Origin of the sequence: Paraclostridium benzoelyticum (assembly GCF_001006285.1) — a bacterium.
Taxonomy (GTDB): Bacteria; Bacillota; Clostridia; order Peptostreptococcales; family Peptostreptococcaceae; genus Paraclostridium; species Paraclostridium benzoelyticum.
In genome coordinates, this window is record NZ_LBBT01000216.1 from 1 (window position 1) to 21,552 (window position 21,552).

Consider the following 21,552-nt stretch of genomic DNA (forward strand, 5'->3'; position numbering starts at 1 on the left):
TTCAAAGTTTGCGAATGCAGAGAATAAATCAATATCTCTCATAAGATGCACTGTCATTAAATTATTTAATTTATATTTTTCTTTCATTCTCATGCATTTTTCAAAGTTAGATACATCTGGCTCAAATGCGTATGATTTACCTTCACAACATACATTAAGAAAATTCATTGTTGTTTGCAAATCAAGTGCTCCACAATCAACAAAATACTCTTTTTCAGTTAAACTTAATAGTTGTCTATCAAAGTACTGTTGTGTAGTATCCGCTGCTCCACCGTATATATCTTCTTTTTTAATGCCATTTTCTATTAAAAATTTATATATCTCATCAAAGTACATTTCTGTTCCAATAGCAATAACAATTTTATTGGATTTATAATCATCAAATAACTTGTTTGGAGAAATTACAGGAATTGTTTTACTTCCATCTAAACTTGTGTTCCTATCACAAAATACATCAACTGTAATGCCTGATGATTTTAAAATCCAGTAAAGAGCATCTCCTTCTCCTCCTGCCCCATAAATTACAATTTTAGTTTCATTAGGAATATTCTTCATTCTAGATATTAGCTTTTCCCATGAAAAATTATTTGAAATTTTTTGTACATACTTATCTACTATATTTGAAATGTATTTAAAATCACCAGTAATATTGTAATTTAACCTATTTAAAAATATTTCTTTAGATTCTAAATCACAAAGGCATCTATAAACTCGTTCTAAATCTTTAATCATAATTTTTGTATTTCCCTCTCTAAAGCTTTATCTAAAAAGCAAAATATTTTTTCTCCGCAAGTTCCATCTATATTGTTTATAACTTTTGAGTATTCTCTTATTTGGTTTTCAGCTGAATGTTTATTTTTTTGTAAATAATCCGCAAACATATCAAGTGTAAATATGTTAGATTCTCTAATTGCATACGGAACATTATCTCCAAGTTTACTAAATCCTTGTTTCATAAGATTTCTAATAGTTTCATCATCTATTTTATCTATGTGTATTACTTCACAAGAATTATTTTCTACATCTATTAATCTTAATTTATTATCATATGCTGACATTGTATAAAGTTTTGTTTTTCCTTCTTTTTTAGCAAAGTAATAATTACTTCCCCAGAATATATTTTCATTTATTACCTCTGGTAAATTTAGATCTATTTGTTCTAATTTCCCACTTTTTTTATCTATAGATATAAACATATTTGAAGTTTTAGGAATAGCAACAATTTTTTTATTAAAATCTATAAATCTTAAAAAACATTCTGAATCCCCCTTAAAATCCTTTGGATAAGAATTGTATACTTTACTTTCATTAGTTTCTTTATTCCAACGTACTATATTTTTTCCTTTAAATGGATTTAGCCAGAAGTATTTACCATCAAATACCATATCCCAGTATGTATTTCCTTTATCTCCTACTTCATATATCATATACTTTCCATTATGCATATCAAATTCCAAAATGTAATTTGATTGTACTGAAGATAAGTATAGTTTATTTTCTATTTCAACTACACCATACATAAAGTTGTACCCACCATCGTATCCAGTAACTTTTTTTAATTTAGTAATGCATTTACTATGATATTTTACTTTTTCTTGTTCCATATCAAATTCTACTATAGCATCATATGCTGTGGGTATCATAAACAATTTGTTACTATAAGTAATACCTCTCATAAAATTACAATATTTAGCTTGTTTTATTTCTTGAGTTGAAATTTCTTTCGTTTTAATATTGTAAACACATATCTCACTTGAACTCATAGGTATAAGTATTAATTTTTCTTTGTATTTAATAATCTCGCAATATGAACGTACTGTATTTCCTGATTCAAAAGGTAATAGCTTTACGAATTCAAGCTTTTGATTCTCTATGTCATAATTAAATAATGCAGGTAAAAAGTTATGTACAAACCATAATTTCTTATCAATTTTTATAAAATCAGAAAAGCATATGTTATTTTCCATTACCTGATTACTAGAACTTGATAATTTATTTTCTAAAAGAAATATAGGCTTACCTTGAGCTCCAAATAAATGTACTAATGATGACGTTTCTTCTCCTATATATGCATCTGCACTTTTAACTGCTTTTGTTACATCTGAAGATTTATCTAAAACTCCAATATTTTCATTTAAAAACATATCCCTTAAATTTTTATACTTAAGTTCTAGTTCTTTTGCCATAGAGTTTATAGTTGCTTCAGTAAGCGGATGAGGTCTCCATACCAATATGACATCTTTTCTATCTTTAAAACAATCAAATACATACTTCATTTTATCTATAGATTTTTCACGTTCTTGCAAAAGGCTTGAAATACTTGTATTGTACAAAATTACTTTCTTGGCAGAATTATTTGGATTTTCCTCTGTTATCTCTAATTCCAAATTATTATTTACTAATTTGTCTACCTTAGGAGACCCTAACGGGACTAATTTATTTTTAAAATCCTTATGAAAGTAATTTTTTAAATTATCATTTTGCGTAAAAATAAAATCTATATTTTCATACGAAGGAAGATTATAAAAACTCTCAGCTTGGCTTCCTCCTGTTACATAGTATGGAACATATGCTAATATTTCTGTATTCTTTTTTAATTCATAGGAGTAATATTTAGGTAATACTGAAGCTGCTGTGTTATATTCATCACAAGGATTGTGAATTATTATAATTTCAGGATGCCTTTTATCAATTTCATAATTTAAAAAAGAAGTTATCCCAACGTATGTAGGAAATTGTTCACCTTCCCATTTTACAGTTCCACTCACTTCATTTTCGCTTTTTTCTATATATGGTATTGGCATAACTTTAACATCATAACGAGTATCTTGGCTTGCTGAAATCCAAATACTCTCCATACTATCCCACATAGATGCTTTATATGGTAAAAACAACATTTCATATTTTTCAGGTATTGACTTAATACAGTTCTTCGTATTCTCTATAAATAAGTCCATATTTTTTAATATATTTTTTTTAGAAATTTTATCTATTGCTTCATCATTAACTTGGTAAACTAGTTCACAATACTGCTCCAGTATGGAAACAACATCCTCATAACCATCTTCTTCTAATATATTTTGCCCAACATTCACAGCTGTTTGTTGGCACTCTATCAATAAATTTACATCTATTTTGCTTAAGTTTTTTTTTAGTTTTTTATGTACCTCTAATAGAAACTTACAATTCTGAATCAATTGTTTTTTTATATAAAGTCGCATATGATTTTCCTTTCTATAATGCAAGGCAAGCTGCTGAATCAAATTCTCTACTACAAAAGTCATCCTTTAAAGTAGTATCTTTAAATATACTAGCCGAAATTAAACTATATCCATTTTTAATATTCTTTAGTATCTCATCTACAAGTAATATTTCATTGTTAGATACCTTACCACTAAGTACAATATCCATATCAAAATAAAAATCAAAGATTCCCTTATGAACTTCTTTAATCTTTTCAATTTGATAATCACTTCTTGATTCATAAAGATACTCAGGCAATCCATCTTCGTCAAAGCTTTTTATAGATGGTTCATAAGATGTCATTATATTTTCTAAAAAAATGTAGCTATCAAACATACAACTTTGTTTTTCATATACAAATTTAGATTCCAGTAATGTACTCACATTTAAGTTTAACTTACCTTCATAGTCTTCTAATACTTTTAAGAAGTATAATCCTTTTAAATTTTTATTCATTATTTTTTCTAAGTTCATTTGACATGTTCCCGATGATACAAAGTCAAAAAATCCTATATTTGTATCATCTTTTAATTTAAGTGCATCTATATACTTTAAATAATTTTTTCTAGCTTCTTTTACTTTATCTAAAATTAAATCTCTATGTCTTAAAATATATTTTTCATCTGATTCTCCATATTCCTTAGCTTTAATATCATTTAAATCTAAGAAAAATCTAGTTTGTAACATCTCTTCAGCACTCCCTGAAAATGCTAATGAAGATAGATATTTTATATCTTCTTCATTTTTAATTGCTGCTATCGCAGAACTCATTCTTGATGTTTTAAAATAAATTATATTTAGGTTATTATCTAAATCCAATTTTTTTGATTTTAAAATTTTATTTATTATAAATCCATCTCTTGCTGACAATAATAAAGTATCTATTTTTTCCTTTTTTACTTGACCTAACATCCACTCTATAAAAGTAAATATAAATGGTCCTATTAAGCTATATCCAAAGTCATAATTATTATCAATAGATATTTTCCCTTCAGTTTTATAAAAAACAAATGGATTGTTTAGAACATTTGATATGAAGTTACCTATTATACACCTACTTCTAAAATCATTATCGTATTTTTTAAGTATTCTTAAATTAGATAAGTCCATCATATCAATTGAAGATTTTATTGAATATGTATCTAATCCATTTAATTTTGCCATATTTCCATCTGCTTCGTAATTATCTCCAATATGTAAATATTTTTCCTTTTTTGTAAGATCTAAATAGTAATTATACAACCCATTGCACTTAGATTTTCCGTAGTCACACGACACCATTAGTTTTTTATATCCCTGAATTCCGAAATTATTTAATATTGGCTCTAAAATTTCTTTGTTTAAATACATATCTGAGATTAAATAAACATCAACATCTTTACTTACTAACCATTTTAATAAATCCACCATCTCGGTTCTAGGAATAAGCACTTCACGTTCTGTTTCAATTTCCAACTTCATTAGCTTTTCTTTGATTTCATCTGAAAAGTGTTCTTTTTCTTGACATCTATTATATATATCAATTATTTTGGGACTTTTCTCTAAATTAAGCTCTCTTTCAGCTTCGGTTCTTAGAGAATAAAAGTCACCAAAATAAATATTATTTTCTTTTGCTTTTTTGTCTACTATTTGAAAAACATCCACAGGATATAATGTTTTTCTCATTATGAGAGTATCAAATACATCAAAACTTATACATTCATAGTTTTGGTACACATTCTTTATATCATCAATACTTTTATTGAAATAATCACTTTCTAGCTGATTTTCACTTATTATATTTTCTATTAAACTTCCATTTATATCATAAACATCAATATTTTTAGACTTACATATATTCTCAATTCTTTGATATATGATTGATAAATTGCTAGATCTAGCTATAATAATAATAGCATCAACATCCATATTGCTTATATCTGAAACAGATAATACTGGTTTCCCAAATACAATATCCCCTTCTTTTACAGGATCCATCAACCCTATAAAATTAAAATCTGTAAATTCATCTAATACTACTTTTGTACTTTTTCCAATTCCATAAATAACTACCTTTTTATCTTTTAGTTTTTTTAAATTTTTTTTAAAACTATTTATAACATATTCTTTCTCCGTCATCATAACTCTCCAATCTTTCTAACTCATGTAAGTTCTCTCTTAATTCAAGCATAGCTTTTAGCATAAAAAAGTCTTTAGCTGTAGTAACCTTAATATTATCCGGCGGTCCAATTACAGTGTGTAACTTGGTTCCATAGTAACTCATTAATGTAGCTGAATCTATAAAATCAGCTTTTTTATCTTCTATAGACTTTTTATGAGCTTCTACTATATCCCTTAAGTAAAAACTTTGTGGTGCTTTTGCTATTTTAACAGTATTTCTATCTATCAATTTATCTATTTTTCCGTCTTCATCAACAGACGCTATTGTTTCTATCTCATGTGCTACTGTAATCGCATTTCCATATTTTCGTACGCTATTTATATTTTCTGTTATTGTGTAATTATCTATAATTGGCCTTACTCCATCATGTATAAGAACTATATTATCGTTATTTATTTCTAATTTTTTTTCTAACTCTTTTAATCCATTTAAAATAGATTCTTGTCCTGTACTACCTCCCGGAACTATCCATTTCACTTTTTTTATTTTATGCTTCTTTAGCTCTAGTTTTAAATAGTCTATCCAGTCTTCAATACAAACAACAATTATATTATCTATTTGAGCATGTAGTTCAAATTTTTCAATTGTGTGTAATAAAATTGATTTTCCATTTATTTGTAAAAACTGCTTAGGCTTTGCATTGTTATTCATTCTAACACCTACTCCACCTGCAAATATTAATGTTGTTACCATAATGCCTCCTAAATTATTATTTAAGTAACAAATAAATTCCTTATACAAATCTTGGAATATGTTCATATACTCTTTTTTACAATATAAACCATTATAGTATATTTTTCGTCATTTTTTATCCAAACTTTAGTATTTGAAAAATATTATCAACTTTTAAAGACATTCATTATGCAATATCTTTGAATAAAAATTGAAGGGCAAAGCATTAACTCTACCCTTCTTTTTATATTCATACTAAATAAGCTCTGCTAGTTTAGCTTTTGCATCAAATGCAACAGTCTCTTCATCACAATTTTTTATTATATAATCTAGGAATTTAATCGATTCACTAAATTCTCCAAGCATTTCTTTAACAAATGCTATATTAAAAATAACATCATAATTATTTATATCAATTATATACGCTTGTTTTAGTATATTATCAGCTTCGATAAATTCTGAAGATATTATTTTTGTGATGGCTTTTAGATTTAAAATTTCTGATTCAAATTCAAATAAACTTTGATACTCATCTATTTTTATTTGAGCACTTTTAATATCACCTTTATTTACGTCATTTTTAATGATTTCTTTATATTGTTTCTTTAGGTTTTTAAGTTCTTCATTTTCTTCAAAATCCAGCTTAAAATTATTAATTAACAGTGATATCATATTTTGGTATTTTTTATTTTCAATCACTAGTTGTCTCATATTTTTTATGTATTCAACTGGATTGTTTTTTTTAAGCTTTTCTATTAAGTTGACTTTAATTACAAAGACATCATCTTCATCATTAACTAATTCTAATAATTCTTCGTCACTTAGCAAATCATTGTATATTTGTTTTATATAAACAGAACTATATGATAAATACATATATAGCAAGTGTTCATATTTTTCACCTTCTAATCCACCCTCAAATACTAAATATTTAGATATACATCTATATATTATAATTTTATTTAAATCCATTGTATTAGAAGCTCTAACTAAATAATCATAAAGCTCTAATATACAATCTCTTCTATATAAAACTAAATATTCAAAGTATCTATTTAAACTTAAATACTTAACCCCTGACAATAACTCTACTAAATCACTTCCATTTTTTAATGCATAATAAATAATATCTGCATAGTATAACTCATTTTCTGATAATAAAATCTCATGATATTCTTTATATGATAATTTCATACCTAATCTTATTTTATTTAAAATTCCATAGTTTCCATCTATTTTAGTTAAAGTATTATAGATTTTAAATCTATCTGATTGTTTAATATCTATAATCATATCTTCTATATTTTCTTTAAATATATTTTTTTCAACCTGTGATAGTGATATTTTTTCATATATATTGAGTAATTCATATTCTCTTTCTAATTTATATAAACTCATAATTAGAACGTAGTAAACTTGTTTTAGATATTCTAAATCTATGTTATTTGACTCACCAACAACCTTATCGTACATTCCTAAATTATAATATATATTAATCATGTCTATTTTAGCGTTTTCTATAAAGCTTATCGTATCGCATACGCTATATAAGTCATTAGCTTGAGTTGATATTTCATAATTTTCTAGTAAATGCAAATATCTATTGTAATTATCTAAACTTTCCTTATATTTTTTAAGATTATTTTGACTTATTGCAATATAACAATAAATATCAATATTTTTATCATCATTTTTTATATACTCTTTACATAGCTTTTCACATTTTTCGTATTCATCTAACTCAATATATAATTTTGCTAATCCTGAATTTACATATGAGTATGTAGTTCCTAATTCATTGTACATTTTATAACACTTTTCCATATAGCTAAGAGCTTCTTGTTTTTCTCCAAAAGCTGAATAGTTCATAGCTAGTTGATAGTATATGTATGGATTATTAGGATTGACTTTTAATTCAGATAGCAAAATTTTTTCATTTCTGATAAGTTTTTTTTGTTTAATTTCTTCATTCTTATACATATATCCATAATGATTAAAATTAGCTACATCTTTAAATATAGGTTCTTTATGTATTGCTTGTTCATGTATAGCACCTTCATACCTAAACTCCTTATCTTTTTTAAACAATCTAACAATAGATGCTTTATTAAAAAGTTTTTTATCTTCTGACATTATATTGGTTAATTCTATGGATGCGCTATTATATTTTTTATGTAGCCCATTTTTAAAGAAATTAATTAAATTCTCATAGTTAACCAATTCTTCATCTGCATCTAATATAAGTATCCATTCTCCTTTTGCATACCCTATTGATATATTTCTCATTTGAGCAAAATTATCATTCCATTTTGCAAAATAAACTTTATCTGTATATTTTTTAGAAATTTCAATACTTCTATCTGTAGATCCTGTATCTAAAATTATAAGTTCACTCTTTATATTTTTCATTAAAGGATTTAATGATTTTAAAGTCATATCTAAATATCTTTCTTCATTTTTTATCATCATAACTATACTTAGCAGCATAATATTATATCCTTTCAATTTAATTAAATTTAAAAATAAAGAGTAAAGCATATGCTTTACCCTTTAGTTTAAAACTTAATTATTATTATCTTAATAATTGAGTTACAGATTCTGGTTGTTGTTTAGCTTGTGCAACCATAGCTTGAGATGCTTGGTTTAATATGTTTAACTTAGATAAGTTAACCATTTCTTTAGCAACATCTACGTCTCTTATTCTAGACTCAGCAGCTGATAAGTTTTCAGAAGATGTAGTTAAGTTAGAAGAAGTGTATTCTAATCTATTTTGGATAGCTCCTAATTTAGATCTTCCATCGTTTATAGATTCTAAAGCAGTATCTAAAGCAGTTACTAGAGTCTTAGCTTCAGCTTCAGTTCCAACTTTAACAGATCCACTTAATGTATCTTGTATAGTTTTTAAATCTATATTAGATATAGCTCTTGTTTCTTGATTTGCACCAGCTTGTATAGTCATAGTAGCGTTAGATCCATCTAATATATTTTTCCCATTGAACTTAGTTTCTGCAGCTATTTTACCCATTTCTTCGTTTAATTGAGTTAATTCTGTGCTTATCTTAGTTCTATCTTCAGTTGTTAAAGTAGAGTTTCCAGCTTGAACTCCTAATTGTCTCATTCTTTGAGCTATGTTTCCAGCTTCTTCTAAAGCACCTTCTTGAGTTTGTACCATAGATATACCATCTTGTACGTTTCTATCTGCTTGTTCCATACCTTTTATTTGAGCTCTCATTTTCTCAGATATAGCAAGACCTGCAGCGTCATCTCCAGCTTTAGTTATTCTTAATCCAGTAGATAATTTCTCCATAGATTTTCCAGATAAAGCAGTGTTTTTGCTCATTTGGTTAGTTGCTATCATAGCATTCATATTAGTGTTTATTCTCATGATTTTACTCTCCTTAGTTTTTTACGACATCCTTGTCTTTTTATTTTATATGCAATTACTTGGCCAAGTATCGCTTACAATATTATATATCGGAACCATTTAGAAAAACTTTACACTTTTTTATTAAAAATATTTAAATTTTCTTTACCTATGTTAATATAGGACATACTAGCTTTTTTTGATCTATTGTGTTCTTTTATTTCTTCTTTTTTACTTTCTATCTGTTCTTTTACTAAAGACTTTATAGTCTCATCTATATTAAGTATATTTTCTTTTAAAAGTATATCTTTAAATTGTTTTGAATTAGTTACATCATCTAGTATATTTTGTCTTATGTCTAAAAGTTCATTTATCTCTTCTATATCTTTATTCTTTAATTTATTTATTATATCTAATGATATATCTTTATATTTATTAGCAAGTTCAATCATAATTTAACCTCTTTAAGTTTACATTTGTGCAAAATAATTCATCTGTGAATTAAGTTTATTCATACTTGCTTCCAATTGACCAAATTGTTTGTATAATTTATTTTCTCTATCATCCATTTTTCTTTGAAGAAGCTTTATAGCATCTTCTTGTCTTTTTATTTGCTCTGAATAAAAATTATTCACAACTGATGAAGTTTTTTCAAGCCCGGCCTTTTTAGCAAAAACAGATGATGAAGTTCCTACATAATCATACATAGTATCTTTCATTTTTTCTAAAACACTATCATTTCCACCTGCAAATGCATCATATACTTTTTGACTGTTGTTTTGAAGTGCTTTTTTAAATTTGTCTTCATCTAAAGATAATTGACCCTTTTTTGTGTAATCTTCACTTGAAGTTAATCCACAATCCATTAAAAACTTCATATCGTCTCCAAATATTGCATTTTGCATTTTATCCATGAAGCTTCTCATCTCAGAATCATTTCTTAATAACCCTTCTTTAGCTTTCTTTTCCCATCTTTCAATCTCCTCTTCACTCATATCTTTCTTTTGAGCTTCTGTTAATGGAGGATACTCTTTATTTGCTTTTTCTGTAACAAGAGAATATATTTTATCCATTATCTTATTATAGTCTTCTACAAATTTTTTCATATTATCAACTACAGGTTGTACATCTTCTTTTGAAGTTATGTCACAAGTACCCGTAGTGTGAACATTATATGTTATTCCATCTATACTAAATGAATTAGACTCTTCATTTAATGTTTTTGCAAATGATCCATCTTTTGCTTTTACTTCTATTTGTGAATTTGATCCTTTTTCACTTCTTGAAATTCCTAAAAAGTCTAAAGTTCCACTTTCATTTCCAGAAGCATCTACTATTTGTAGCTTAGAATTCTCTCCTGTTTTAGTACTTTGAATAGTAAATTCACCTGTCATTTCACTATAAGATGCTTTAACATTTCCATCTGTACTATCATTTATCTTCTTTATTAAAGTGTCTACAGTATCAGCAGGCTCTTTTACTACTTTATTCCCATCTTTATCTAATACGAAATTCCCATCACTATCTGTTTCATATAAAGGCTCTGTTCTTATTGTTATCTCTTTAGATATATCTGTGTCTTTATCTCCGAATTTTATTGAAAACTTTTGCTCTCCACTTAAACCTAAAGATTCTAATGAGCTATCTTTTTTTATATCCACATTATTTATAGCTTTACTTGAACTCATTTTAGCTGATTGAGCTAGCTTTACAACATTAAAGCTATAATCAACTCTATTAGCTCCTGCACTTCCTGACGCTGTAATTACATTTTCATTTGAACTTCCTATAGTTAATGTATTCCATGCACTACTACTCATTATAGAATTTGGAGAAGTTACTGAAAAATACTTATCTTGTAAAGATTTAATATCTTTCATCACTTCCCTATATATTTCTTGTTGCCATTTTACTGTCTGTTGTTTTTGCTTTGCTTTATCAATTTTTTGTTGTTCTCCTGAAAGCATGTCTTTTATCATAGCATCAGTGTCCATACCAGTCGCAAGACCTGGAATCCTTACGCTACTTGCACTTCCAACACTTGTCATAAAATTACCCCCTATTTACCAGTTTTAATTCTCATATCAACTTCATGCCACATATCCCTTACTTCCTCTATCAAAGGAAGTACTTCATCTATTATTTTTATATCTTTTTTCATATTTGCTTTAGCTAATTCATTTTTTATATATTCATATAAATGATATAAATCATCCATAGCTTTAGAACTTCTATCCATAGTTATCATAAGTTCTAAGAATATATCTTGAACTCTCACTAATTCTTTATGAGCTCTTTCTATATTTCTATCAAGTATAGCTAACCTGGCTATTTTTGTATATTTAACCGCTCCATCTAATAGCATTAAAAGTAGTTGCTCTTTAGATGCTGTATTTACGGAATTTTGTTTGTACGCATTATATGGATTTGCCGTATACATGTATTACCTCACCTACTTAAAATAATTTAAAATATCATCTAATTTAGCTATAGCACTTGAATTTTCTTCTTTTACTTTTTCATATATTTCTTTTCTAAGTATTATCTTATCCTTTGGTGCATCTATAGCTAATTTAACACTTCCGTCCTCAACCTTAACTATCTTTATTTCTATGTCATCTCCAATTAATAATGACTCATCTTTTTTCCTAGAAATTACTAACATCTTTACCACATCCTATTAAAGGTTCTTTTATATCATATTTATCATCTTGTAATATTAACTGTACACCTAATTTATTTTTTACACTCATTACTAGAGGTGCCTTTAGATTTACTGTGCTATTTTCTAGTTTTTTTCCAAGTGTTACTAGATTTAATAGGAGTACATCTTCTGGCTTATCTATTTTTAATAAATTTATGGTATCAGCATCTAATTTAATTTCATAATCTTTTTTTATATCAAATGGAGATACAGCTATAAACCCTACACTTTTATCATCCATAGAATTTACAACTTTAAACTTTGGATTTTCTTCAATCTCACTTATTTCAAAATTTTTATGATTTTCAAACCCTGGAAGTCCTTTTTCAAATACTATTTTCATAATTTCACCTCTATCTTAAATAATCTAATATACTAGGTTGTATAAGTTTTGCTCCAACTTGAATCGATGCATTGTACACCATCTCTGCAGATTTTAATTCTATAAATTTATCTACATAATTTACATCTTGCTCTAATGATAATACACCTTTCATATTTAATATATTTTCATCGTTAAGATCTTTTATCTTTTCTGCTGTATTTACTTTCACCCCAAATTTAGTTCTAGTATCAACAGTATGATTAAAAAAGTCATCTATATTTTTCTTTACATCTCCCAATAGCTCTTTTTTATTGTCTTCTACATCTACGCCATTAGCTATATCATTCATAAGTTTTGATAAATCATTTATTGAATCTAAATAGTTCTTTCCATCTTTATTGAATATTTCACTTGCAGAAACATTATAATCCAAGTTTATCCCATCAGAAATTTCAGCTTTTAAGTCTTCCTCATTTATGTTTGGATTTAATTTTAATGTAACAACTCCATCTTTTTCTTCTATTTGCACAGGAGGTTCATTTACAGAAGTTCCTCCAAACATGTATCTTCCACCGTGAGTAGTGTTTAAAGTTTCTCCTAAAGCTTTTATCTTCTCATTCATTTCAGCTTGTATAGCCTTCATTTCTTCATCTGAGTAAGTTCCGTTTCCAACCTTTAATATACTGTTTTTTATATCTCCAAGTAGAGTTCCAAACTCTTCTAAGTTAGCATCAGTGTTGTTCATCCAACCTACAACTTCTTCTACATTTTGGTTATGCTTTTCTGCATACTTAATTTCATTATTCAAATTCATTATTTTTATAGCTTTGTGTGGATCATCTGATACTCTATTTATTTGTTTTTGTGAATCTAATTGTTTATTTAAATTGTCCATTCTTTGTAATCCTTGTTGAACGTCATACATGTGATTTCTAATCATTGATGAATTTGTTATTCTCATAATTACCCTCCTTAAATTATCTTACTAGACCATTTATTACAACATCTAGTAATGAGTCTATAGTCGAAACTACCTTTGCACTAGCATTATACGCATGCTGAAATTGTATCAAGTTTATCATTTCTTCATCCAATGATACTCCCGATACATTTAATCTTGAATTATCTATTTCTTTTAAAACCTTGCTTTGGTTTTTTTCATTCCTTCTAACTTCTTGAGTTTCATTTCCTAATCTCTGTATTATACTATTGTAGAAGTTATCTATAGTTATATCTTCTCCCCCGATACTTACCTTTTCATCTTTTAATTTATACATTTTTTGTGCAGTTTCTGCAGTTATGTTTAAGTCTGTAGTTTTATCTAAAATATCATCTTTTACTTTTAATATAGAATCTGTTCCCGTTTCGAATAAATCTATGCCTAAAGCATCATTTACACTTTTTTTAATTCCTTCAGCTAATTCTTCTAAATCCTTTTTGTACCCATCTATTTTATCAAGCATTTCAAAAGACCCTTGAATTTCTCCAGATATACTTGGTATCTTTTTCAAATCATCTTCAGTTATATTTTCTCCGCTTGCTATTTTATCCTTTAATAGGTTTTGAACATTTTCATCATTTATGTTCATTTTAAAACTTAAATCATCTAAAATTCTATCTCTTTCATCAAGTAAATCATTAGGAGATTTTCCGCTACCCTCAACTAGTTTAATTTGCTTATCAAGTTCTTTTAATTCTTTTAATTTTCCATTTATATCATCTATATTTTCATTTAATTTCTTTTTAGCATTTTCACTTAACTCATTTAATTTTTTATATACATTACTTATATTTTTAGCTAAGTAATCACTGTTTTGTATAACTATATCCTTAGATCCAACATCATTAGGATTTTTTGAAAGTTCTTGCCAACTCATAAAGAAATTATTTATAGATGAAGAAATCCCCGTTTCAGATGGTTCATTAAATATTGTTTCCATAGTACTATAGTGATCATATTTAACACCTATTTGCCCATATGTATGACTTTCATTTCTAAATTGGAAATCATAAAATGAATTCCTAACTCTAACGATATCAGTTATTTCAACTCCTGTTCCCAATTGTCCAGCACCTAACTGACTATTATAACCAGGATAACTGTATGCACTTCTTGCTTTTTGTTCTACTTGTTGTCTTGAATATCCTGGAGTATTTAAGTTATTGATATTATGAGAAGTCGTTTGTATAGATGCTTGACTTACACCCATACCAGTTCTTGCTGATTGTAAACTACCTAATAATCCTGACATATATTCCCTCCACTTATATAGTTTTTATTTTCCTACTTGTCCACAATAATTATATGTACCTGTTCCTTGACTTGGCTTTATTACATTTAACATTTTTTTAGTGAAAAATAGTTTTTGTTTCAAAATAACATGATTTGATTCTTTTTGAACTTCTATCATTTTTATAGTACTCTTTATTTCCTCATAAGCTTCTTTAATATTCTTATCATCATTTTCTTCTATTAAATTCCCCATACTAAAATCAGATCCAACTATGTTTCTTCTTTGAATTTCTAACTTTGCTATATCTCTAGATACATTTTCTAGTTTTCTTGCAACTTTATCTAATAATGTTGGATCTTTCCCAAGTATTAAATCATACTGTTCATCCAGCAAATTTAATAACTCTTTAAACATTTTTCTTTGTTCGTATATTATAACTTTTAACTCTGGACTCATTTTTTTCTCCTCCTACAATTTTTCTACTATTTTTTTAGCTAAAATTCTAGAGTCAACTTTATAAGTTCCATTTTCAATTTGCTGTTTAAGTCGATTTATTTTTTCCATATCCATAGGTTCTTCTTTTGAACTAACTTTACTTAAATACTTCCCTAGTTCTGATATTTGCACACTATCAGTATTATTTTGGCTTTTATTTTCATTATTGTTTTTTAATTTATCCATCTTATATATGCTATTGAATGCTATATGTTTATCATTAGTAACTTTCAAAACGCTACCTCCTCAAGAATTTAATATTCTTCTTGCATTGATTTTATCTTTGATAATCTCACCGCTATTTTATCGTTTATTATCATACTTTCTCCGCTTGCTATAGTTACCCCATTTATACTTATATCTAATGGTTCTTCTAAATACTTATCTAACTCTAAGATATCTCCTTCTTTAAGATTTACTATACTAGAAATTTTTTCTCGAGTACTGCCTACTAAAACTTCTAATTCCATCTCTGCATGTGATATAGCTTCTATAGCGTTTATAGATGCGGTCTCACCCTTTTGCAATTGTTCAAACTGAGGTTCATATATCTCTTTTGTTTCGTTTTTGATTTCCATAAGTGTCTCTCCTTATTTTACAAATATAGGTCAATTAAAAGCCCATTAATGTCATCTATTTCTGAAATAATATCTATATTATCTTTTTCATTTTCTAAAACAGACTTAGTTAAATTTTCTAATTTTTCATCAACTACTCTTACTGTTTTAAAATAGTTATTGCTCCAAAAAGAATCTTTTTTATCTGTTTCATAGGTATAATCAACTACAGACTTTAAATATTTTTGTATGGCTTGCTTATATCTAATGACATGTGAATATCCTCTTGTATTTGCTAAATCTTTTCCTATGTCTTTAATTTGATTTAAATATCTATCTACTTCTTCTTTGCTTTTAGATATACTAACCTTATTAAAACTATCACTAAAACTTAGTGCCTGTTTTGGCTTCTTTATATCTATTGAACTATTTTCATTAGAAATTTTAAATTCTCTTATTTTCATATTTACCTCTAATTAATAAAATTCCCCTACAGTTAATTCTTCTTTTGTTGTAAGTTTTTCTTCTTTTATTGCCTCAATTAACTTATTTAAATCCATAGGTTTATAAAAGTAATATCCTTGTACTAAATCGCATTCCATGGTCTTTAATCTTAAATATTCCTTTTCTGTTTCTACTCCTTCAGCTACAACAGTTGTTTGAGTTGTGTGGATCATGTTTATTAAACTTTCAACAAACATAGGATTTCTATTTGAATATTCAACTAAGGATTTATCTATCTTTATTTCATCTACATTATAATTTTTTATATAGTTAATTGAGTTGAATCCTTTTCCAAAATCATCTATTGATATTTTTATTCCAGTTTTTTTAATATTATTTATTATATCATTTATCTTTATTATATCTTCTATATTTTCACTCTCAGTTATTTCTAATTTTAAAAACTTGGAATCAAATTCGGTCTTATCTAAAATTTCAATTATATCGTTTATAAAGTCTTTTTCTTCTAATTGCAACGGAGATATATTTACTGATAAATCTATATTTGTATTTAATACTTTGTTTAGATAATTTATATCTATGCAAGCTTTCTCAAGTATCCACTTGCCTAAAATATTTATGTATCCACAATCTTCTGCAAAGGATATTATTTTTTCAGGGTGTATATATCCATGCGTTTTGCTAAACCATCTTATTAAAACTTCTACACCTACTATTTTTTCTGTATATAAGTCTATTTTAGGTTGGTAATGCAACTTAATTTCATTGCTATTTATTGCACTCTCTATAGATTGTATACTTATATGCTCTTCGTACGTATCGTTATATATCCCAACCCTATTCCCCTTGCTTATTAAATTTTTCATACATATATCTAATTTGCTAATAGAATCAAATATATCTAAGTCATCATTTTTGTATATAACTGCAGCTATATTAAAATTAATATAAACCTTATATATCTCTTTTATCTCTTTTGTTAATATAGATTTAATTTCTTCCATGAATTCATAAATTCTATCGTTATTTGTGTTTGTTTTATGAATTATAAAATCAAAGCTTGATAGCCTAGCTATAACTGCATTCTCACAATTGCAGTTTTCTTCTAAACAAATAGCTATAAATCTCATCAATGTATCTCCAATTTCCATTCCATAATTCACATTCACAAAATTTATTCCATCTACGTTAATTTTTATAATAGTTCCATTTGGTTTATTTGATATATACTCAAAAAAGTAATCCTTATTGTATATACCGGTTAACGTGTCTTTTTTATTCATATGTGCTCTTACATTATTTTTAATTTCTATCAATTGCTTGTAGTTCATATTTACCCCCTTGCGTAAAAATCGCTAGATGTATATTTAAGTATCTACAAGGTAATATTTAGTTTATCCCTTATAATATTTCATAACTTTAGGCACATAATTTTGTGTTTCCTTTGGCATTAAATATATATCTTCCGGAGAATTGACCCCCCTTTTTCTCATTCTTGTGGGCCCTCCATTATACGCCATTAAAGCCATTTTTGTATCGCCATTATACTTATCTAAATATTCTTTTATATGTCTTGTTCCACCATCTATATTTTCATATATATCAAATGGATTTTTAACACCTAAGTCCCTACAATTTTCAGGCATAAGCTGCATTAAACCTTTAGCGCCTGCTTTCGATGTACATTTTGGATTGAAATCTGACTCTACTTTTATTATTGCTCTTATCAAATTTTCATCAACCCCATACTTCTTAGATGCTATAGCTATAGCATCTTCTATTTGTGCATTTACATCTTTATTCTTAGATGTTGCTGTAAGTTTATTACTATTATGCATAGAATTTACTGTATCTAAATTTTCAGTTTTACTATTTGATGCTTCTATATTGTTATTATGATTGCAACACGTACAACAATTGTTTACGTATTGATTAGTTCTACCTTGTGGTGTATTAGCTACTGCTTTTAATAAACTTAATATTAACATGTCAAATGCTTGTCCGCTCTCTGTGTTATTGTAAGTTTTATAACTATTGTTATTTGACATTAATGCTGTCATTTTTAATAAATCTATATTGTCAATCATTTTATCACCTCTAATATATACTTATAACTAGTTATACGACATGTATTTTTAAAAGTTTAGCATAGTTATTTAAATTTTACTAAAATGATAGGTATTCATTTCCTTCAGACAAAGCCTTTAAAAGCAGGCTTTAAGTCTTTCGTCAGTTAAATACCTATCATTTTTGTATTTAGAGTTTTGAGTTTTAGAAAAAAGGGAAGTATTCACTTCCTTCAAACAAAGTCCTTAAAACCGAACTTTAAGTCTTTCATCAGTTGAATACCTATCATTTTTATATTTAGAGTTTTGAGTTTTAGAAAAAAGGGAAGTATTCACTTCCTTCAGACAAAGCCCTTAAAATCAGACTTTAAGTCTTTCGTCAGTTGAATACTTCCCTTTTTTATTTATATTTACTTGATTTGAGTTACTGTGTATCCCATATTTTCAAGATTTTTTAATATACTGTTTTCTCCGAAGAAGTGAAGAGCTCCTATTGATACAATATATTTTTGTTTTTGTTTTGCTAATTCATCAATTTTCTTTGCCATTTGTTCATCTCTTTTTAGATATTGTGTTTCATACTCTTTTGAGTTTTCTTTTTGTAGTTTATTAGCTTCTTGTTCCATATATCCAGTATCCCCTTTTATAAAGGCATACATATTTTCATTCAAATCTTTTGTTGTATCTTTTAACGTTTTTGAGCTAAATGTATTTACAAAGTATTTTAAATCTTGTGTTGATTTTTTTAATATATCTACTTGTGTTTCATTACTTTCTAGTGATACTATTGTCTTTTTATCTTCACTAAACTTGTTTGCTAAGTATCCATTTAAAGAAGTACCTGTTAATCCTGCTTTTTCTGCTTCTACTTGCTTAACTAATGATAAAAATCCACTTGGACTTAGATTTTCAACTTCTTTATATTTTATTCCTAGTGATTCTAAAATTTTATCTAGCTTTCCTTGTTCTTCTTTTGTAAGTAAGTCTTTTAGTTTTTTATCTTTTAAATATATTTCTTTTTTTTGTTGTTGTTGAAGATCTTTTACTGTTTTTTCATCTTTAAAGTTTATTTCAAGTGCTAAAGCATCTGTTTCTTTTAATATTTTTTTCATTGTCTCATTATTATAATCTAAATTAGGTTTACTTGGTTGCATAGACCCAGTTAAATATATAATATCATTTCCTTTTTTAGCCTCCCAGAAAAACCCTTTCATAGGTACTGTTGATTTTTCCGAAGTTTCGCTTTGATTGGTATTAGTACTTTTATTTGTACATCCTGAAGCTAGGACTAAAATTGCAATTGGCAGTGTTAATAATATTAACTTCTTTATAAATTTCATGTAAATCCCCCTCGTCAATTATCTGCTGTTGTTATAATTGTAACATAGTTTTTTATTTATTGCGAATTTTAAGTATATATAGGAGGGAGATTAATATTCACCTCCTTCAGACAAAGTCCTTAAAACCAAACTTTAAGTCTTTCGTCAGTTGAATATTAATCTCCCTCCTTTCCTGCATCCCTCTCCTACTTATTAAGATAAAAAAAGATGACTACATATTTTTTGAAAGTGGTTAATATATAAGTTGTAGATACCTTTAAAGCATCTTTTCAGCTTTGGTATCAAAACTTATATATTATCTGCTTTCGTTTATATTAAGTCATCTTTTTGTTATCTTTTCAGTTTTTGCTTTATCATATCTATTGCCATATTTATTTCTTCTACTTTAAATACTATAATAAGTCCTAAATATATTACTGCACCTACTACTATAGAAACTCCTAAAGAGATTGCTTCTTGTATAAATCCTAGTCCTAAAATTCCAAATAAGAATTTATATGTGAAGTATGTTACAACTCCCATTACAATAGATGCTATTAATGTTTTTATAAATGTAGATCTTATTTTATCTTGACCATAATACCCTATTTTTTTCTTTAAACTTATAAATAATAATATTATACATATTATAGCTGATAAGCTTGTTGCTAAAGCTAATCCTCCATGTCCCATTACCTTAACTAAAATTATATTTAATACTATGTTTAATAAAACTGTAATTATTCCATTTATCATAGGAACTCTTGTATCTTTTAATGAATAAAATACCTTATCTAGTATATCCCTTAGTCCAAATCCTACCATTCCTATAGAGTAAAACACTAAGGCCGTTGCTGTCAGTCCGGTAGACCTTTCGTCAAACGCACCTCTTTCAAATAGTATTCTGACAACTGGTGTTGCAAGGACAATTGCTCCTATAGATGCCGGTATAACTAATAAATTTATGCAGTTTACACTGTTTGCTACTGACTCTGCAAATTTTTCTTTATTATTTTCACTAGATAATTTAGATAAAGTTGGATATATAACTGCTCCTAATGTTGTAATAAATAAACCCATAACAAAACCATTCAATCTATTAGCATTATTTAACGCTGTTATTACTCCGTCTCCAAGCCCTGAAGCTAAACTTCTATCAACCATTGCATTTACTTGATTTACTGCTACCCCAATAAGAACAGGTAATACTAAAATTAACATCTTTCTTAAATATTCATCTTTAAAATCTATTGTCGGCTTAAACTTATATCCTTTTTTAATAGCAAATGGAACTTGAAATAAAAATTGAGATAACATACCAATTAATGTTCCTATTGCTAATATGTATATATTTCCTGTAACTGCACTTAATATTATAGATGTTATTATTATTATGTTATTAGGAAACCCAATCATACCTGGTATAGTAAAATCACCTTTTATTTGTAAATATGACGTCATTAAGTTGCTCAATCCTATAAATACAACTCCTCCTATCATTATTCTTACAAACTTAACTGCTAATACTAGTTTTTCTCCTGTGTAATGTACTGCAAATAACTTTACTAAAGGTTCTGCAAATATATATCCTAATATGCCTAATAATATACTTAGTATTACAACGATACTCATTACATTATTAGAAAATCTTAAAGCTCGTTCTTCACCTTTACTATTTAAAGCTTCTTGATATAATGGTATAAAGGTTGTAACCAATGCTACTCCTATTGATGAAAATACAACTAAAGGTATATTCATCGATACTATATATACATCACTATATGCACTTGTCCCATAAAAATATCCTAATACTAATTCCCTTCCAAATCCTAGTACTTTCGATAACATAGTGACTACCATAAGCCAAAATGCTGATTTTGCCAAATTGCTCATATCTTCCTCCTAGTTCTAATTTCGCCTAATGTCTATTATATAAAATTTTTTCTA

General features: G+C 27.0%; 21 protein-coding genes. All 21 read right to left on the reverse strand.

Annotated features, from left to right (window positions below; translation table 11 throughout):
• The coding region (locus VN21_RS18880; RefSeq protein WP_046823224.1) for a PglD-related sugar-binding protein at positions 1 to 732 on the reverse strand (732 nt) is incomplete at its 3' end.
• Entirely contained in the window at positions 729 to 3,197 is a 2,469-nt protein-coding gene (locus VN21_RS10480) for a hypothetical protein (RefSeq protein WP_152650800.1), read from the reverse strand. The genes VN21_RS18880 and VN21_RS10480, both read right to left, overlap by 4 nt.
• Positions 3,198 to 3,234: 37 nt before the next feature.
• Complete coding sequence (locus tag VN21_RS10485; protein ID WP_046823226.1) at positions 3,235 to 5,361, reverse strand: hypothetical protein; 2,127 nt, start codon at positions 5,359 to 5,361, stop codon at positions 3,235 to 3,237.
• The gene (locus VN21_RS10490; RefSeq protein ID WP_046823227.1) at positions 5,333 to 6,097 is read right to left on the reverse strand and encodes an IspD/TarI family cytidylyltransferase; all 765 of its coding nucleotides are present in this window, start codon (positions 6,095 to 6,097) and stop codon (positions 5,333 to 5,335) included. Before VN21_RS10490 ends, VN21_RS10485 begins: the two co-directional genes overlap by 29 nt.
• A 234-nt stretch (positions 6,098 to 6,331) precedes the next feature.
• Positions 6,332 to 8,563, reverse strand: coding sequence for a glycosyltransferase (locus tag VN21_RS10495; protein WP_161794387.1), 2,232 nt, complete (start codon positions 8,561 to 8,563; stop codon positions 6,332 to 6,334).
• Positions 8,564 to 8,648: 85 nt separating this feature from the next.
• On the reverse strand, positions 8,649 to 9,461 hold the full coding sequence (locus tag VN21_RS10500) for a flagellin N-terminal helical domain-containing protein (RefSeq protein ID WP_046823228.1): 813 nt from the start codon (positions 9,459 to 9,461) through the stop codon (positions 8,649 to 8,651).
• A 110-nt stretch (positions 9,462 to 9,571) separates the two neighbouring features.
• On the reverse strand, positions 9,572 to 9,892 hold the full coding sequence (locus VN21_RS10505) for a flagellar protein FliT (protein WP_046823229.1): 321 nt from the start codon (positions 9,890 to 9,892) through the stop codon (positions 9,572 to 9,574).
• 18 nt (positions 9,893 to 9,910) lie between these two features.
• A complete protein-coding gene (gene fliD, locus VN21_RS10510) occupies positions 9,911 to 11,488 on the reverse strand; it encodes a flagellar filament capping protein FliD (RefSeq protein WP_046823230.1) in 1,578 nt (525 codons plus the stop codon).
• Positions 11,489 to 11,499: 11 nt separating this feature from the next.
• Entirely contained in the window at positions 11,500 to 11,880 is a 381-nt protein-coding gene (fliS, locus tag VN21_RS10515; RefSeq protein WP_046823231.1) for a flagellar export chaperone FliS, read from the reverse strand.
• A 12-nt stretch (positions 11,881 to 11,892) separates the two neighbouring features.
• Entirely contained in the window at positions 11,893 to 12,105 is a 213-nt protein-coding gene (gene csrA, locus VN21_RS10520) for a carbon storage regulator CsrA (RefSeq protein ID WP_025162497.1), read from the reverse strand.
• Complete coding sequence (gene fliW, locus VN21_RS10525) at positions 12,089 to 12,487, reverse strand: flagellar assembly protein FliW (RefSeq protein ID WP_046823232.1); 399 nt, start codon at positions 12,485 to 12,487, stop codon at positions 12,089 to 12,091. Before fliW ends, csrA begins: the two co-directional genes overlap by 17 nt.
• A gap of 10 nt (positions 12,488 to 12,497) precedes the next feature.
• Positions 12,498 to 13,430: a flagellin N-terminal helical domain-containing protein gene (locus VN21_RS10530; protein ID WP_046823233.1), complete on the reverse strand. Its 933-nt coding sequence runs from the start codon at positions 13,428 to 13,430 to the stop codon at positions 12,498 to 12,500.
• 16 nt (positions 13,431 to 13,446) lie between these two features.
• Positions 13,447 to 14,721 (reverse strand): flagellar hook-associated protein FlgK, encoded by a 1,275-nt coding sequence (gene flgK, locus VN21_RS10535; RefSeq protein ID WP_046823234.1) that lies wholly within the window; start codon positions 14,719 to 14,721, stop codon positions 13,447 to 13,449.
• Between the two features lie 24 nt (positions 14,722 to 14,745).
• A complete protein-coding gene (locus VN21_RS10540) occupies positions 14,746 to 15,159 on the reverse strand; it encodes a flagellar protein FlgN (protein ID WP_046823235.1) in 414 nt (137 codons plus the stop codon).
• A 12-nt stretch (positions 15,160 to 15,171) separates the two neighbouring features.
• Complete coding sequence (gene flgM / locus VN21_RS10545; RefSeq protein ID WP_021429688.1) at positions 15,172 to 15,432, reverse strand: flagellar biosynthesis anti-sigma factor FlgM; 261 nt, start codon at positions 15,430 to 15,432, stop codon at positions 15,172 to 15,174.
• Positions 15,433 to 15,452: 20 nt separating this feature from the next.
• Positions 15,453 to 15,776 (reverse strand): FliM/FliN family flagellar motor switch protein, encoded by a 324-nt coding sequence (locus VN21_RS10550; protein ID WP_046823236.1) that lies wholly within the window; start codon positions 15,774 to 15,776, stop codon positions 15,453 to 15,455.
• Between the two features lie 17 nt (positions 15,777 to 15,793).
• Positions 15,794 to 16,219 carry a YaaR family protein gene (locus tag VN21_RS10555; protein ID WP_046823237.1) on the reverse strand — a complete coding sequence of 142 codons (426 nt, stop codon included), beginning with the start codon at positions 16,217 to 16,219 and terminating at the stop codon, positions 15,794 to 15,796.
• A gap of 12 nt (positions 16,220 to 16,231) precedes the next feature.
• Positions 16,232 to 17,551, reverse strand: a complete 1,320-nt coding sequence (locus VN21_RS10560; protein ID WP_046823238.1) for a GGDEF domain-containing phosphodiesterase — start codon at positions 17,549 to 17,551, stop codon at positions 16,232 to 16,234.
• Between the two features lie 63 nt (positions 17,552 to 17,614).
• A complete protein-coding gene (locus VN21_RS10565) occupies positions 17,615 to 18,307 on the reverse strand; it encodes a lytic transglycosylase domain-containing protein (RefSeq protein WP_046823239.1) in 693 nt (230 codons plus the stop codon).
• A gap of 389 nt (positions 18,308 to 18,696) precedes the next feature.
• The gene (locus VN21_RS10570) at positions 18,697 to 19,626 is read right to left on the reverse strand and encodes a TraB/GumN family protein (protein WP_046823240.1); all 930 of its coding nucleotides are present in this window, start codon (positions 19,624 to 19,626) and stop codon (positions 18,697 to 18,699) included.
• A gap of 330 nt (positions 19,627 to 19,956) precedes the next feature.
• Positions 19,957 to 21,498: a murein biosynthesis integral membrane protein MurJ gene (gene murJ, locus VN21_RS10575; RefSeq protein ID WP_046823241.1), complete on the reverse strand. Its 1,542-nt coding sequence runs from the start codon at positions 21,496 to 21,498 to the stop codon at positions 19,957 to 19,959.
• Positions 21,499 to 21,552 lie beyond the last annotated feature (54 nt).

Coding starts and splice junctions, on each gene's coding strand:
- VN21_RS10485 (WP_046823226.1), bottom strand. CDS start 5,361: ATGACGGAGAAAGAATATGTTATAAATAGTTTTAAAAAAAATTTAAAA.
- VN21_RS10490 (WP_046823227.1), bottom strand. CDS start 6,097: ATGGTAACAACATTAATATTTGCAGGTGGAGTAGGTGTTAGAATGAAT.
- VN21_RS10495 (WP_161794387.1), bottom strand. CDS start 8,563: ATGCTGCTAAGTATAGTTATGATGATAAAAAATGAAGAAAGATATTTA.
- VN21_RS10500 (WP_046823228.1), bottom strand. CDS start 9,461: ATGAGAATAAACACTAATATGAATGCTATGATAGCAACTAACCAAATG.
- VN21_RS10505 (WP_046823229.1), bottom strand. CDS start 9,892: ATGATTGAACTTGCTAATAAATATAAAGATATATCATTAGATATAATA.
- fliD (WP_046823230.1), bottom strand. CDS start 11,488: ATGACAAGTGTTGGAAGTGCAAGTAGCGTAAGGATTCCAGGTCTTGCG.
- fliS (WP_046823231.1), bottom strand. CDS start 11,880: ATGTATACGGCAAATCCATATAATGCGTACAAACAAAATTCCGTAAAT.
- csrA (WP_025162497.1), bottom strand. CDS start 12,105: ATGTTAGTAATTTCTAGGAAAAAAGATGAGTCATTATTAATTGGAGAT.
- fliW (WP_046823232.1), bottom strand. CDS start 12,487: ATGAAAATAGTATTTGAAAAAGGACTTCCAGGGTTTGAAAATCATAAA.
- VN21_RS10530 (WP_046823233.1), bottom strand. CDS start 13,430: ATGAGAATAACAAATTCATCAATGATTAGAAATCACATGTATGACGTT.
- flgK (WP_046823234.1), bottom strand. CDS start 14,721: ATGTCAGGATTATTAGGTAGTTTACAATCAGCAAGAACTGGTATGGGT.
- VN21_RS10540 (WP_046823235.1), bottom strand. CDS start 15,159: ATGAGTCCAGAGTTAAAAGTTATAATATACGAACAAAGAAAAATGTTT.
- VN21_RS10550 (WP_046823236.1), bottom strand. CDS start 15,776: ATGGAAATCAAAAACGAAACAAAAGAGATATATGAACCTCAGTTTGAA.
- VN21_RS10555 (WP_046823237.1), bottom strand. CDS start 16,219: ATGAAAATAAGAGAATTTAAAATTTCTAATGAAAATAGTTCAATAGAT.
- VN21_RS10560 (WP_046823238.1), bottom strand. CDS start 17,551: ATGAACTACAAGCAATTGATAGAAATTAAAAATAATGTAAGAGCACAT.
- VN21_RS10565 (WP_046823239.1), bottom strand. CDS start 18,307: ATGATTGACAATATAGATTTATTAAAAATGACAGCATTAATGTCAAAT.
- VN21_RS10570 (WP_046823240.1), bottom strand. CDS start 19,626: ATGAAATTTATAAAGAAGTTAATATTATTAACACTGCCAATTGCAATT.
- murJ (WP_046823241.1), bottom strand. CDS start 21,498: ATGAGCAATTTGGCAAAATCAGCATTTTGGCTTATGGTAGTCACTATG.